General features: G+C 35.1%; 12 protein-coding genes, 1 tRNA gene and 2 pseudogenes. 5 read left to right on the top strand and 10 right to left on the bottom strand.

The annotated features are described in order from the left end of the window. A pseudogene (locus ACFINY_RS05475) lies at positions 1 to 606 on the top strand (DNA adenine methylase); the annotation flags it as partial. A 123-nt stretch (positions 607 to 729) separates the two neighbouring features. Further along, positions 730 to 1,097 (top strand): annotated as a pseudogene (locus ACFINY_RS05480) (XRE family transcriptional regulator). A 100-nt stretch (positions 1,098 to 1,197) separates the two neighbouring features. Here the strand turns inward: ACFINY_RS05480 and ACFINY_RS05485 are convergent. The 4 genes from ACFINY_RS05485 to ACFINY_RS05500 form a co-directional block, all read right to left on the bottom strand. Continuing rightward, positions 1,198 to 1,273 (bottom strand) — tRNA-Thr (locus ACFINY_RS05485). A gap of 195 nt (positions 1,274 to 1,468) precedes the next feature. Further along, positions 1,469 to 2,827 (bottom strand): acetyl-CoA carboxylase biotin carboxylase subunit, encoded by a 1,359-nt coding sequence (accC, locus tag ACFINY_RS05490; protein ID WP_375657794.1) that lies wholly within the window; start codon positions 2,825 to 2,827, stop codon positions 1,469 to 1,471. A 14-nt stretch (positions 2,828 to 2,841) separates the two neighbouring features. Then, a complete protein-coding gene (accB, locus tag ACFINY_RS05495; protein ID WP_375700914.1) occupies positions 2,842 to 3,339 on the bottom strand; it encodes an acetyl-CoA carboxylase biotin carboxyl carrier protein in 498 nt (165 codons plus the stop codon). Between the two features lie 260 nt (positions 3,340 to 3,599). Further along, positions 3,600 to 4,472: a DsbA family protein gene (locus ACFINY_RS05500; RefSeq protein WP_375611947.1), complete on the bottom strand. Its 873-nt coding sequence runs from the start codon at positions 4,470 to 4,472 to the stop codon at positions 3,600 to 3,602. A gap of 345 nt (positions 4,473 to 4,817) precedes the next feature. Here ACFINY_RS05500 and glpD point away from each other — a divergent pair, with 345 nt between their 5' ends. From glpD to cobT, 3 genes are all read left to right on the top strand, one after another. Next, positions 4,818 to 6,347, top strand: coding sequence for a glycerol-3-phosphate dehydrogenase (gene glpD / locus ACFINY_RS05505; protein ID WP_375611946.1), 1,530 nt, complete (start codon positions 4,818 to 4,820; stop codon positions 6,345 to 6,347). A gap of 699 nt (positions 6,348 to 7,046) precedes the next feature. Beyond that, the gene (gene dusA / locus ACFINY_RS05510; protein WP_375611945.1) at positions 7,047 to 8,027 is read left to right on the top strand and encodes a tRNA dihydrouridine(20/20a) synthase DusA; all 981 of its coding nucleotides are present in this window, start codon (positions 7,047 to 7,049) and stop codon (positions 8,025 to 8,027) included. Between the two features lie 392 nt (positions 8,028 to 8,419). Then, positions 8,420 to 9,418, top strand: coding sequence for a nicotinate-nucleotide--dimethylbenzimidazole phosphoribosyltransferase (cobT, locus tag ACFINY_RS05515; RefSeq protein ID WP_375611944.1), 999 nt, complete (start codon positions 8,420 to 8,422; stop codon positions 9,416 to 9,418). Positions 9,419 to 9,453: 35 nt separating this feature from the next. Here the strand turns inward: cobT and ACFINY_RS05520 are convergent, their stop codons facing one another. The 6 genes from ACFINY_RS05520 to rnr all read right to left on the bottom strand — a co-directional run bounded on the left by ACFINY_RS05520 (position 9,454) and on the right by rnr (position 15,514). Further along, complete coding sequence (locus ACFINY_RS05520) at positions 9,454 to 9,945, bottom strand: Lrp/AsnC family transcriptional regulator (protein ID WP_375608344.1); 492 nt, start codon at positions 9,943 to 9,945, stop codon at positions 9,454 to 9,456. A 21-nt stretch (positions 9,946 to 9,966) separates the two neighbouring features. Further along, positions 9,967 to 10,596, bottom strand: a complete 630-nt coding sequence (locus tag ACFINY_RS05525; RefSeq protein ID WP_375611943.1) for a uracil-DNA glycosylase family protein — start codon at positions 10,594 to 10,596, stop codon at positions 9,967 to 9,969. Positions 10,597 to 10,623: 27 nt separating this feature from the next. Beyond that, the gene (locus ACFINY_RS05530) at positions 10,624 to 11,187 is read right to left on the bottom strand and encodes a thermonuclease family protein (RefSeq protein ID WP_375611942.1); all 564 of its coding nucleotides are present in this window, start codon (positions 11,185 to 11,187) and stop codon (positions 10,624 to 10,626) included. A gap of 331 nt (positions 11,188 to 11,518) precedes the next feature. Then, on the bottom strand, positions 11,519 to 11,686 hold the full coding sequence (gene rpmG / locus ACFINY_RS05535) for a 50S ribosomal protein L33 (protein ID WP_004864083.1): 168 nt from the start codon (positions 11,684 to 11,686) through the stop codon (positions 11,519 to 11,521). 102 nt (positions 11,687 to 11,788) lie between these two features. Next, positions 11,789 to 12,961 carry an MFS transporter gene (locus tag ACFINY_RS05540; RefSeq protein ID WP_375700915.1) on the bottom strand — a complete coding sequence of 391 codons (1,173 nt, stop codon included), beginning with the start codon at positions 12,959 to 12,961 and terminating at the stop codon, positions 11,789 to 11,791. 276 nt (positions 12,962 to 13,237) lie between these two features. Then, entirely contained in the window at positions 13,238 to 15,514 is a 2,277-nt protein-coding gene (gene rnr, locus ACFINY_RS05545) for a ribonuclease R (RefSeq protein ID WP_375611940.1), read from the bottom strand.

The raw sequence follows: 15,514 nt of genomic DNA on the forward strand, positions 1-15,514 counted from the left end.
GGCTCTGGTGTTATTTTCCTAAATAAAAGACCAGCAAAATATTCCGTGATTAATGATTTGAATGGAGAGATCACGAATCTGTTTCAATGCGTTCAAAACCATTTTGATGATTTAGCCAAACGATTGGAGTAGTTTGTTTGTTCAAGACAGTTGTTTTTTGACCTTGCTGCGATTGACCCAGAAGAGCTCTCCAAAGTTGAAAGAGCCGCACGGTTTTTATTTCTCCAGCGTTGTGTGATGTATGGGAAAAAAGAGTATGTCTCTTTTAGCTTTGGAAGAAAAAAGCCTATAGCATTTAATCCCGAAAAGCTTTTAGCGAGGATGAAACGTGTTAGACAGAAGCTTCTTGATACGACGATTTTAAATTTGTCGTGGGAGCGGGCTATCGAGCTATTTGATGCACCCGACAGTTTATTTTACCTAGACCCTCCTTATCTTGTAAAGAAGAAGTGCTATAGCTCTGGGAATTTTGTTGAAGATGATTTTGTAAGTATGGCAAAAGTTCTCAAAAGTATTCAAGGCAAATTTGTCTTGAGTCTGAATGATTGTGATGCGGTTCGAGAGATCTTTAAGGATTTTGACTTTTTAGAATTAGAGACCCTTTGAACCTCTGGTTTTGCTAAAAAATCACTCCGAAAAGAACTCTTGATTCGCAATAATTGAAGAAAATCATAAAAAGATTTGTTAGAATCAGAAGAAAATATTTCTTCTCTAATAGGACTTTTTTTGATGCTTACACCATTTGGTAAAACCTTACGCAAACTTCGCATTGATCATTCAGAACGCCTTTAGATATGGCTAAAAAATTAGACATATCTGTAGCATTTTTATCTTCTGTCGAGATTGGCAAAAAATCTGTTCCTGTAGGACTGGAGAAAAGGATCATAGAGCTTTATGGTTTAGATAAAGAGAAGGCTTCTCTCTTAAGGAAAGCAGCTTATGCTTGTCGCAAAAGTTTTACAATCAAGACTTCTGATCCGTTGAGGCGTGAAGCTGTTGGTGAGTTTGTTAGAAATTTAGAGAATTTTTCACAACAAACCTTAGCAGAATTAAAAGACCTTCTTGAGAAAGTTTGCAAAAAAAGAGGCGTCCTATAGAGATAGGTTAAAAAATCCTATTCCCTAACTTTTATTTACGCGTCCCTCACTGTAAAAAATATATGGAAAATCAATAAATCATTTTGGATAAAAAAGAGCATGGTGCCCCCAGAGAGACTCGAACTCCCGACCCCCTGATTACAAATCAGGTGCTCTACCAACTGAGCTATAAGGGCGTAACCATGTAGGAGTTAGCACAAACTAACAAAAAGGAAAACAGAAAATTATTAAATTTTATGTATATTAAAAGAAAACTATATAAAAAATAACCAATTTATTTCCTTTTACCACTTTTTACAGCAAGGTTGGCACTATCCTTATGTTGATATCTTATAGAATCTTTTATAAGAATGCACTATTTTGCTATCAAATTACGAATCTGAAGACTTTGATTGATGAGAAAGGTATTTTTCAAGCCAGTGAATATTATAATTACCATCAGCAACATCTTGATTATTAATAAGATCGCGAAAAAGAGGCAGTGTAGTTTTTATCCCATCGACGACAAATTCATCTAAAGCACGCCGTAAACGCATCATACATTCTAAACGGGTACGTCCATGAACAATCAGCTTTCCAATCATGCTATCATAGTAAGGAGGAATGCGATAACCTGAATAAGCGCCTGAATCAACACGAATCCCTAAACCTCCAGGTGTATGAAAATGTGTAATGGTTCCAGGTGATGGCGTAAAGTTAATAGGATCTTCTGCATTAATACGGCATTCAATGGCATGACCAGAAAAACAGACTTCATCTTGTGTCACTGAAAGTTTACAGCCTGATGCAATATGGATTTGTTCGTGGACTAAATCTATACCTGTAATTGCTTCAGTTACAGGATGCTCGACTTGTAAACGTGTATTCATTTCAATAAAATAAAATTCGCCATTTTCATAAAGAAATTCAATAGTACCAGCTCCACGATATCCAAGTTTGGCACAGGCATTTGCAACAATACTTCCAATTTTTTTCCGTTCTGTTTCATTAAGTGCAGGTGATGTAGCTTCTTCCCATACTTTTTGATGCCGTCGTTGAAGTGAACAATCGCGTTCTCCTAAATGAATAGCATTTCCCGCACCATCACCTATGACTTGAATTTCAATATGACGGGGTTTTTCTAAATATTTTTCTATGTAAACAGCGTCATCACCAAAAGCAGCTTTCGCTTCTGAACGTGTCGTTTTGAGAGCTATAGAAAATTCTTGTTCAGAATGAACAACCTTCATACCACGTCCACCACCACCGGCAGAAGCTTTGATAATAACTGGATAACCAATTTCACGAGCAGTGCGTAAAGCATCTGATTCTTCAGTGACGGCCCCATCTGAACCGGGAACTACAGGAATACCAAGTTTTTTGGCGGTTTTCTTTGCTTCGATTTTATCGCCCATGATTCGGATATGAGTAGCTGTTGGACCGATGAATGTAATATCATGAGCTTCTAGAACATCCGCAAATTTTGCATTTTCAGAAAGAAAACCATAACCTGGATGAACAGCATCAGCTCCTGTAATTTCACAAGCAGCAATAATTTGCTGAATACTCAAATAAGAATCGCGAGCGGGAGGAGGTCCAATACAAACACTTTCGTCAGCAAGACGAACATGCATTGCATCTGCATCAGCGGTAGAGTGAACAGCCACGGTTTTTATGCCAAGTTCTTTACATGCACGTAAAACGCGAAGAGCAATTTCTCCCCGATTAGCAATGAGGATTTTTCGAATCATGGTTGCCCCTCGTTTTATTCAACAATAATAAGTGGTTCACCAAATTCAACAGGTTGACCATCTTTGACAAGAACAGTGGTTACTGTGCCTGAGCGTGGTGATGAAATTTGATTCATTGTTTTCATGGCTTCAATAATAAGTAATGTCTCCCCTTCAGAAACATTTTGTCCTACTTCTACAAAAGGTTGCGCGCCTGGTGAAGGTGCAAGATAAGCTGTTCCAACCATGGGAGAGGTTATTGTGTTTTTTGATTTATCTTCTTGGATAGATTGTATAGGAGATTCAGCTGTTGGAACTGGAGAAGATGTTACAGAAAAAGTAGGAGTAGAAACAGGAGCATAGATTGCTTGCTCAGAAGAAATTAAGGTATTTTGGCGTGAGACACAAATACGAAGCTCCCCTTGTTCAACTTCAATGTTCGTTAAATTTGTATCATTCAAAATTTCAGCAAGATCACGAATAATTTTCGTATCAATTGCGGTTTTTGCCGAATCCATTTTTTTTGTTGCCATTTTATTTCTAACTCCTTGATCAATGAAGATCGTCATTATCTCATTTTATGACCGAATCTCATTTTATGACCGAATATCTCTAGATTAGGGATGACATCTTTTGAGGCTTTAAAGATTTTTATTTCCTTTAAATCATTATACTTTGCAATTTAAAACTTGTATCTGCTTTACGTAAAATTGCACTTATAAGCCTGTTATCAAAAAAGAGAAAGCATAAAATTACCTCATTTACAGTATTCTTCCTAAAACGGATCAGGTATTCACTGTGTATTATCTATCGCTTGTTTTAGAATATCTTGTCTGGCTGCGCCGATGAATATTTTATTACCAATGATGTAAGAAGGTGTTCCCGTAATATGAAGTGCAGAGGCAATTTGAATGTTTTCTTTAAAAGCGTTTTGCAGAGTGGGATCTTTTATTGCATTATGTAGTTTTTTTTCATCTGCTCCTAATGAAACAGCTATTTTTATAGCTTTAGCTTCATTTGCACGCCCTTGATGCATTAAAAGCTTTTTATGAAACTGAGGATATTTTTCTGGAAATTGTTTTCGAAATGCATAGGCAACGGTATGAGCCGCCATAGAATCAGATCCCAAAATCGGTAAATCCTTGATAATAACCCGTAGATCTGGATATTCTTTTATCAAGCTTTCTATATCTGAATAGGCACTTTTACAAAATCTGCAATTGTAATCAAAAAAATCAACAAGTATTTTTTTACCATTTGGATTCCCCAAAACAGCGTCATGAGGAGAGTGAAAAATTTCCTTTTCTAATGAATGAATGACAGAAGTTTGTTTTTGGTTTTCGTATTCATTCTGTTTTTCCAGCTTATCTTGAAGAATAAGCTGCATTTCAATCATAATTTCTGGATGAGTAAGAAGATACTCTCTGACGATTTGTTGAATATGATGAGAATCAGTATGTGGTATCATTTTTTCTTTAAGCTTAGATAAAAAGCTAGAATCTTCCAAAAGTTGTGATTTAAGCTTTTCTAAGCTTAAATCATTTGCTGTTTTTGAGTGTGATGTTGCGTTTGATAAAGAAGGTAAAAAGATTAAAATACTCGACATAACTATGACTAAAATTTTTGAAAAAAGTATTATTTTCGAGTTTTGAGAGTGATAATTCATTTGTATACCTTCACATTTTTTAGGGTGTCACTGAGTGAACTATATGAAAAGCGCTATCTATGTGCAATGAAGCATTTAGTTATAGTGTATCTTTAAGAATGAGAAAAAACATCAATTTTTCTCTAAAAAGATTTCATATGATAAACCTTGTCTTGGTAAGGATTATGTTTTGTAAAAGATAAAAAAAATCTCTTTAATTTGTCAAATGTTGTTTTGATGTATAAGGGTATCAAAAGCTTTTTGTGCATGTTTATTTTAGGAAAAAGTACGTTGATAATACAATGAAGAACACTTGTATTATTTTTTCCTGTTGATTTATTGAGTACTGAGAAACAAAATAAAATAATGAAAAGTGAAATTATGAAAACCACAACACATTATGAGCTGTTTATCATTGGAGGAGGGATAAACGGCTGTGGATTGGCAAGAGATGCAGCAGGACGCGGATTTAAAGTGGGATTGGCTGAAATGAACGATCTTGCATCTGGGACCTCAAGTGCGTCAACAAAGCTTATTCATGGTGGGCTTCGTTATCTTGAACACTATGAGTTCAAACTTGTTCGTGAAGCATTGAAAGAACGCGAGATCATTTTACGTATGGCTCCACATATTGTGCGTCCTTTGCGTTTTCTCCTTCCTTATCATAAAGAATTGCGCCCTGCTTGGATGTTGCGTTTTGGACTTTTTATTTATGATTATTTAGGGAATTGGAATCAGAAATTGTGGCGCAGTAAAACGATTAATTTTTCAAAAAAATTTTGCTCTACACTGAAGAAAGAATATCAGAGAGGTTTTGAATATTCTGATGCAAGAGTAGATGATGCGCGTTTAGTTATTGGCAATGCTCGTGATGCAGAAAAGTGGGGAGCTGATATAAAAGTACGAACAGAAGTTCTCTCTTTAAAAAAAGAAGACAATAAATGGCGTATCTTTCTTCAAGACAAGTTAAGTAGCAAAGAATATAGTGTCACAGCTTCTTATGTCGCGAATATGACAGGTCCTTGGATTGATCATGTTTTAGCAAGCATATTAGATTGTAAAGAACATTCACCAGTACGGCTTGTTAGAGGTTCTCATATTTTGGTTCCCAAGCTTTATACTCATGATCGTGCTTATATTTTTCAAAATGGTGATGGGCGTATTATATTTGCTATTCCGTATCAAGAAGATTTTACCTTACTTGGAACAACAGATTGTAATTATCAAGGAGATCCGGCTGACGTTCATATTACTGATACAGAAATTGATTATATTTGTGCAGCAGCCAGTGAATATTTCATACAACCAGTGTTGCCTGAAACGATTGTCTGGTCTTACTCGGGAGTTCGTCCACTCTATGATGATGGAGCTTCAAAAGAACAAGAAATTACGCGCGATTATGTTTTAAAAGAAATGGGAACAGGAACGACACCAAAGATACTTAATCTTTATGGTGGAAAGATTACAACTTATCGTAAGTTGGCTGAAGATGCGATGAAATTTGTTGAAAAAGAGCTTGGTAAAAAGGGAGCATCATGGACGGCTAAGGCAGTACTTCCAGGGGGTGATTTTCCCTATAACAAATTAGATACAATCGAAAATAGGATTGCTCTTTTAATGCCAGATTTAGATGCTTTTACACATCGCAGGCTTGCACGCTCCTACGGTACGGAAGCATTGGTGATCTTTGCACATGGTAAGGCAAATAAAGGAAAAAATTTTGGACATGGGCTTTATGAAGTAGAAGTAAAATGGTTGATGGAAAAAGAATGGGCTAAAGTATGTGAAGATGTGTTATGGCGTCGTTCAAAACTGGGGCTCCTATTTAATGAACAAGAGGTTGATACTCTTTCTTCCTATATGCAAAGCCAACAAGAGATTGAACAACGTTTATGATCATTTCATTTTACAGATTGTATCTGCAATATTGTAAAATATTTTCCTTCGAGAGATACTGATATTATTATAGATATTAAAAAGGCAATGGTTGTCTATACCCTGATTTTAGTTTTTTTTTGCAAGAATCACGAAATGGCAAAATTAGATAGAATATTTAAGATGAAATTTGTCTATCTTATAAAGTGAAATCTAAGAATATTACCAAAAAGAACTCATTGATAAAAAATAATTTATAATTAGATTCCTGTGAAATAAGGGTTTTTCCTTCTTTAGGAGAAGATAAAGCTACTTTCTGTATCGTTTATTTGCACAATGAGTTAAAAAAATCTAAAGAAAATTAAATCGATCATGAAAAATTCTATAATGTGTTAGTTTAGCATTTATTATCTTAAATGCTGTACTAAATCATGTAAGGGAAGAGGCTTGAAGAGCGTAAGAAGAACTTATAAATGAGTTTTTTATATTATAGTAAAAATCTTCTTTTTTCATGTTTATATACCTGAACACTAATCTATGAGAAATGCGATATTGTGTTGTGGCATGATTGATTGTAGTAAACCTTGATATCAATTGAAAATAATGAGCTGTTATTATACTCATGATAGTATAAGAGAATAAAATTTTCCGTAAACTAAAAGTAAGTATTTTTTTTTATGTATAAAGAGAGAGCTATAGGGACATGAGAGTAATACCCTCATGATATTTTACAATCTTCCATCGCCTATAAAATTTGCAGTAGCACCAATGTTGGACTGGACAGACCGACATTGCAGATTTTTTTATCGTCTTTTAACGAAAAAAGCTCTCCTTTATACGGAAATGATGGTAGCAGATGCTGTCATTCATGGTGTTCGCGAACAATTGTTGGCTTTTAGCGACAAAGAACGTCCAGTTGCATTACAATTAGGGGGGGCAGATCCGAAAAAGTTAGCAGAAGCTGCACGAATTGCTGAGGATTTTGGCTACAACGAAATAAATCTCAATGTTGGTTGTCCATCAAATCGTGTTCAAGCAGGTGTCTTTGGAGCTTGTTTGATGCTACATCCAGACATTGTGGCAAATGCCGTAGAAGCAATGAAACGAGAGGTTACTATACCTGTAACTGTCAAATGTCGGATTGGAGTGGACGAACAAGATGAAGAATTAGCATTAGATCTTTTGGCTAATCAAGTTTGGAATGCTGGATGTGATGCGCTCTGGATACATGCACGCAAGGCATGGCTACAAGGATTGAGTCCGAAAGAAAATCGCAATATTCCGCCCCTTAATTATGAAAGGGTTTACAAATTAAAACGTCAATATCCTCATAAATTCATTGGGATAAATGGTGGAATTAAATCGATTGATGAGATCAAAGAACACTTAACTTTCTGTGATGCTGTCATGGTTGGTCGCCAAGTTTATCATGATCCAACTTTGTTAAAACATATTGATTTTGAACTCTATGGTGAGTCGCAGAATAGTCTAAGTGAGAGTGATCTTATTGAGCTTATGTGTGATTATGCAGCTCGACATATTGCATCGGGGGGGCGGCTTTCTCATGTGACACGTCACATGATTGGTTTATTTCATGGGCGGGGTGGGGCACGTCGATGGCGGCAAATACTATCAAATGATGCGACAAAACCAAACGCAGATATATGTACTTTAAAAGAAGCTTTTTATGCTCTCATTTAATAACAGTCAGACAATTAACATATATTAAAGTTGAGATCCTTTGCGTTTTGATTTCTTTGCGATAATTTTGATCCTTTTAATTTTATAAGTTTTTGAAAGTTTATAACTTTTATTATGAATAAGAATGTTAGAATTTATATATTAAACGGCATGCTGATTATACCTATTAAATAAAAAATAACTTAAGGGTATCACTGTAAAGGTAGTCATAAGATATTAATAACATTTTGAATCTTGCACGTTTGTTATTGGGGTAGAAAATAGAATGTAGAAATTATTGCTTTCATAGTATTTAACATTTTTAAAGCACTGTTAAAAAAACAATAAATTATTCATATCCTGTATATATGACGTGATTTTCATAAACATTGTAGATTTTAAAAGGTATCCTTATGATCGCTAGTCCATTTGATGATTTTCGTGCTTTACTTACAAATTTACCTGTTGCTGATGAGTTTTCTATAATTTTGGCAAAAAAACGGCAAAAAAACTTAACAAAAGAGCAAGGAACATTGGGAAAACTAGGAGATCTTGCTGTTTGGTATGCGGGGTGGAGAGGTACAGAAAAACCTATAGTAACGCGACCTTTGGTTGCTATTTTTTCTGGAAACCATGGTATTGTAGAGGAGAATATTACACCATTTCCACAATCTATGACACAAAAAATGGTACAAAATTTTGCATCTGGCGGTGCTGCTATCAACCAAATTTGTATCGCTTATGATCTGGGATTAAAAATTTTTGATTTAGCATTGGAATATCCAACAATGAATATTACCAAGGATGCTGCAATGGACGAGAGAAGTGCAGCTGCTACAATGGCATTTGGAATGGAATCCATTGCGGGTGGAACAGATCTTTTATGTATTGGTGAAATGGGAATTGGAAACACAACAATAGCTTCAGCTTTATGTTTAGCATTGTTTGGTGGAGACGTTGAAGAGTGGACAGGATATGATATGGAATCGGAGGGTGATTTTTATCAGCGTAAAATAGCAGCGGTTAAGGCAGCAGTTTCCTTGCATAAGGAGCATTTAAATGATCCTTTTGAGATAATGCGTCGCTTAGGAGGACGTGAAATTGCTGCTATGGTTGGTGCTATTTTAGCGGCAAGAATGGAAAAGATACCCGTTATTTTAGATGGTTTTGTGGCAACAGCAGCAGCAGCGATCCTTTATAAAATACATCCAAAAGCTCTTGATCATACCCTTGTTGGACATGTTTCTTCTGAGACAGCTCATCGTAAACTTTTAAAAAAAATTGGCAAAGAACCACTTCTAGATTTGGGGATGCGTCTTGGTGAAGGGACAGGAGCAGCTATGGCAGCTGGTATTGTCAAAGCTGCTGTTTTAACACATGCACAAATGGTGTTTTTTAACAAGAAAGTTTGAATGCCTAAAAGATCATAAGACGGATATAAAAAATCTTAAGAGCTTTGTTCATGCGTCTTGTCGTGTAATTTAATATAATTAAGTGGAAGTTCTGTTGTATATTTAATCTGTTCCATTGCGAAAGAAGAAGAGACATCACGGATGTCAATTTTAGAAATTAATTTTTTATAAAAAAGATCATAAGCTTCAATGTTGGGCACAACAACACGCAATAAATAGTCAATATCTCCACTCATTCGATAAAATTCAATGACTTCACGGAATTCTTGCACAATTTTTGAAAAACGCTTAAACCATTCATGACTATGTGTATTTGTGCGAATAGACACAAAAACAGTGACGTGTGCGTTTACTTTTTCTGGAGAAAGAACAGCAACACGACGCTGAATGACGCCATCTTCTTCAAGTTTTTGAATTCTACGCCAGCAAGGAGTGGTCGAAAGTCCCACTTTTTTAGCAATATCAGCAACAGAAAGTGTCGCATTTTCTTGCAAAAGATGTAAAATTTTTCGGTCAAGACGATCCATATTTTTTCTCAATATTTTAATTTATAAAAATTTACGCACTAAACAACGCAGATATACAATAAGCTCATCGTTAAACCATGGTTTTTTCTGTAACCAAGAAGTATTTCGCCATGACGGATGAGGCAAAGGCATAACATTATAGCCTCGAGGTTGAGGAATGGAAAGAATATTTCTCCAATCACCAACAGTTGCAGAAACGGTTTTATGTTTTAATTCTGTAATGTGCCACTTTTGCGCATAACGACCAATGGCAAGAACAAGCTTTATTTGAGGCATTGCCTGAAATATCTTTTCATGCCATATTTCTCGACATTCACGTCTTGGTGGTAAATCAGCTTTATTTTTATCATAACCTGGAAAACAAAATCCCATAGGAACAATAGCAAAGAGAGATTTATTATAAAATTCTTCTTTCGTGACACCTAGCCAATTACGCAATTTTTCGCCAGAGCGATCATTAAAAGGGATAGAAGTTTCATGGACACGCAACCCTGGTGCTTGGCCTGCAATTGCAATCGAAGCAGTATCGGATAAATAAACGACAGGGTTTGGTTCATGAGGAAGAGGAGGAAAATAATGGGGTTGTTGGACGCAAACACGACAGGAATAGATCTCTTTTTCAAGTTTGATAATTGGGCTACATTGTTTCATTAGTAAATAAAATTAAAAAATATTTTTTTATTCTGTGCGAGGATTTGCTTTGCGCCATTCTTTTGGTCGTTGAAAACTTGATGCCCATATTCCTTTCTTTTTCTTTCTAGCTTCTTGCTCTTCTTTGGGGTATTCATAATAATTTACAGCCCAACCATTATGTACAAGTGTTGCGTTGATATTGCTAACTTGTTTTGTTTTACATGTTGCAAGAATACGGCGATATTTATCTGTTTTTTGCCAGTGACATGTAACAGTTTGATTTTTTAATAGTTTTTCTAAATATTTCTTTGCCTCAAGCCCACAAGGGTAGCGTGCTTCTTTTTTTCCACAAAATTGGTGGAGTTCAGGAGCATCAATTCCAGCTAGTCGAATCTTAATTGAAGAAATCATAATGGTATCGCCATCAATGATTAATGCATTTCCTTCAACAGTGTTTTGAGAAGAAAATTTTTCTTTTTGAGGCAACAGCTGAGTTTTCTTAAAATAAGTTGACATAATGATAAGAATGCTAGCAGCGACAAAAATACTGAAACCGATAACTTTTAGATTAAAGCTTCTTAGATTAAAATGAGAAAAAGATTTTTTCATGAAATAAAGAAACTGCTAACATTATTATAACTCTATTTTAGTATTGTTTATAATTGACCCGAGAAACTTTATTCATATGACGAAACAGTGTTTCGTTTTAATGACAAAATTTTCATTAGATATCACAATAATCAAATACTCATACAGAATATATGTAAGCAACTTAAATAATAAATCAACTTATCCAAATCCGTACAAAACATACAAAGTTTAAAGTAAACTTTTTAAACTTAAGGAAATAAAAAAACATCCCTCAAAAAATAACTTTGAAGAGCAATACTCCCACATTTCTTTTGGAGTATAAAATCTATCAATTTAATAATAATTTTATTTATTTAATTTTTGTTTCCTTAAATTCAACGTGCTTTTTTACAACTGGATCATATTTACGCTTGCTCATTTTATCTGTCATTGTACGGCTGTTTTTCTTTGTTACATAGAAAAAACCAGTATCTGCAGTTGATAAAAGCTTGATCTTAATGGTTGCTGCTTTAGCCATAATGTAAATACCCTATTTATACTGAAAAAATATTATTGCTGTCAAAACTTATTTCCGACATCATCAGATTTTCCGGCAACACTACGGATGTTCTCAAAAAAGTCAAGAGCTGATTAATTTTCTCATAAGTTGGACAAACACCAAAATGACATATAAACCGAAAAAAACAGCCATGGCTATTGAAAAACCAAAGGGTTTAAAGATATCCATGGATTTTCCGATAAAGGTCGGTCCGATGAGCATACCAATTCCATAACAAAAAATAAAAGCAGAATTAGCAGCAGCAAGTTCTTGCCCCTTGAGACGGGCTCCTAAATGTGCAAGACTAATTGTATAAAGGCTCGCTGATACACCACCCAGAAAAAACAAATCAAGCATCAGAATCCATGGATATTGAAGAATCCATGGTACTATAAAAGTTCCTATAAAACCTAGAATAGCGCAACTCATCAGCGGGTAGCGTCGATCTTTGGCGTAGTCGCTTATAATGCTGATAGGAATTAAGAGGAAAATATTCCCAAGTGCAAGGGTTGCCATAAAATGTGCTGCTTCATTCTCATTATAACCAATGGATAAACTAAAGGGTATTATAAGAGTTAATACGCCCATTTGAATGGCCCCGTAAACAAGGACCGCCATCATTGCACTTGGAACGTGAAAAAGATAACGAAAAAATGGCATATATTGATTTTTTTGAAATTCTGGACTTAATTTCCAAGCGGTAAGAATTGGTATAGTAGCAAGTATAATAAGGCTATATCCAACAGCAAAAGGAATAAATCCTTGTGTTCCCACTTTTGCTAGCAGCGTTAGACCTATTATAAACCCTAATCCTAAGACAATAGCATAAATAGAAAGGATCAAACCGCGTTTTTTTGGGGGAGCATAACTGTTGATCCAAAACTCTGACAGGATAAACATAACTGTCATGCTGAAATGTAATATAAACTTTAAAATAAACCAAATCCATATGGGATCAAAAAAATAGAATCCTAAAAAACTTAAAGATTCTATCGCCATCATAAGCAATATTGTTTGAGCGATTCCTAAGCATAAGGCAATTCGAGACGTAAAAATAGCTGCAATAATTGTGGCGATTCCACCAACTGTTCCACTATAGCCGATTGTACTGTTGGAAAGTCCTTTCTCTGCCATAAGAAGAGAGACAAGTTGTGTTCCCATTGCCAATGCTGTTCCAACAGTGCCAATGGTTGCAATAGCGGCAATAATTGCACGCAAAGAATTATTTTGAGAGTCAAAAGGTTTTTTTTTCATGAGAATGGCTTAAGGTACTCTTGTTTATTTAAACAATGAAAAGATGAGCTGAAATGAAAGGGAGCCAAAACTATCCTTTGCAGTTTCTCTCATTTCCTAAGTATAAAAAACTGCAAGATTTTTATATGGTTATTATAGACTTAACAATAAAATTTACCCTCTTGTATACTAAAGAAAGAAGATTGTACATATAAAATAATATAAATATTATATAATATAAGCCATTTCTTAAATTGAATTTATTATTCATATTATATTTAATGGAGGGCAAGAAGATTAATTTTTTCTTTTCCCATAAAAAGTATACTTTTGTTTTTTTAATTTGTTTTTATGGTAGGATGTCGGTGAAAATTTTATTGGACGAGGTTTTGTTAACAGTTCAAAGCATAAAGCGCCAGCAAAAGGTTGTACCGTTATAAGTTTTACTTCTACAACATCACTGAGCTGATAGCCTTTATGGCTACGCTGTCCTACAAGAACATGTTGTGCTTCATCAAAATGATAATAATCATTTTTAAGTGTAGAAATATGGACAAAACCATCTGTATTGAGTTTATCAAGTGAGATAAAAAGACCTGCTTTTGTAACTCCGGAAATGCGACCTGTAAAAATACGACCGATTTTATTCATTAAATAGTGAGCAACAAGCCGATCAATCGTTTCTCTTTCAGCCATCATTGCACGGCGTTCGTATAAAGAAACTTGCGTAGCAATTTCTGCAAGATTTTGTTCTTGTGTATCTGTTAATTGATCATTTCCTAATTTGAGAGCTTTAATGAGTGCTCGATGAATAATGAGATCAGCATAACGACGGATTGGTGATGTAAAATGTGTATAGTTCTGCAAATTTAAACCAAAATGGCCACTATTTTTAGGGTTGTACTCTGCTTGTGATTGTGAACGCAAAATAACTTGATTGACTAGTTCTTGTTGTTGAGTATGAGCGACCTTTTCTAAAATTCTATTAAGGCGCGCTGAGGTAAGTTCGCTTCCGCGGGAGAGTGGTATCCCCAAACTTTGAAGAAAGCTCCGAAGTATTTCTTGCTTAGCAAGAGAAGGTTTTTCATGAATACGATAAATGAGCGGCTGGTGATGTTGTTTTAATGTTTCAGAAGCTGCAATATTAGCTTGTATCATAAACTCTTCAATTAAACGATGCGCTTCTAGTTGTGGTTCACTCACAACATCTTTTATGCATCCATTTTGATCAAGAATAATCTTTTTTTCTGCAATTTCTAATTCTAGTGGTTGGCGACGATTTCGCGCAGCTTTAAGGCATGCATAGGCTTCCCATAAGGGGTGCAAAATGCTCTCAAAAAGAGGGGTTATTTTTTCATTTATATTACCTTCAATTGCCAATTGTACTTCTTGATAAGAAAGTTTGGCTCTTACACGAATCATAGTACGATGAAAACTATGTTTTCGTTTATTACCGTTTGCATCAAAAATCATACGAACGGCTAAAGCTGGTCTTTCTTTTCCTTCACGCAGAGAACATAAATCATGAGAAAGGCGTTCAGGTAACATTGGCACAACGGTATCGGGAAAATAAACAGAATTTCCACGTTTCAATGCTTCTTTATCTAAAGCACTTCCTGTTTTGATATAATAAGAAACATCTGCAATGGCTACAATAATAATCCAACCATCATTATTTGCTGGATCCTTATCCTTGGTTGCATAAACTGCATCATCATGGTCTTTTGCATCTGGTGGATCAATTGTAATAAAGGGTAATTGTCGCCAATCTTCACGATTATCCATATTGGCAGCTTTGATATGTTTGGCTTGCTCAAGAACACTTTCAGGAAAAATATAAGGAATTCCTTTCGAAAGAAGCGCTATCATTGAGAGTGTTTTCTCACTCTTAATGTGCCCTAAAACATTCTTTATTTTTGCGCTCTTTAATCCGTAACCAGTATTTTTTTTTATTTCGACTTCAACGAGATCACCAATTTGAATCTTCATTTCTGGAGACATTTCAACAATGAGTTCATTGGTTTTGCGGTCTATAGGATCAAGGCGCCATTGATTATTTTCCAATTTTCGTACAATAGCAAATGCGCTTTTGGGAGATACATCAATTTTACGAATAATTCGTCCCGTATAAGGATGGCTTGAGCTTTCAGAATTTTTATTTCGAAAAACTTTTACAAGAATATGATCTCCAACACCAATATTACTTCCTGTTATGTGATGAAAAGAGTGTATTTCAATATTGGGCTTTGGAGAATCTTCCCATTCAAGAGGTTGTGCAATAAAACTTCCATCTTTATCACGTCCGCTAATTTTTACTAAAGAAACAGGGGGTAATTTTCCTTTGTTTATTGCTCTTTTGTGGTGTTTAGATATGAGATTTTGATCCTTTAACTCACGTAACATATCTCTAAGCCAGATACGAGAATCGCCTTTTAAGTTAAAAGCTTTAGCGATTTCTCGTTTACTTGAGTGGTTAGGATTCTCAATTATAAAGGAAAGGATTGCTTCCTTATTGGGAAAAGTTTTCCCCTTGAATGAAGAGAGATATTTTATGTTTTTTTCACCTTTAGCCAA

Source organism: Bartonella sp. AA23NXGY (assembly GCF_042197165.1).
In the GTDB taxonomy this organism is placed as follows: domain Bacteria; phylum Pseudomonadota; class Alphaproteobacteria; order Rhizobiales; family Rhizobiaceae; genus Bartonella.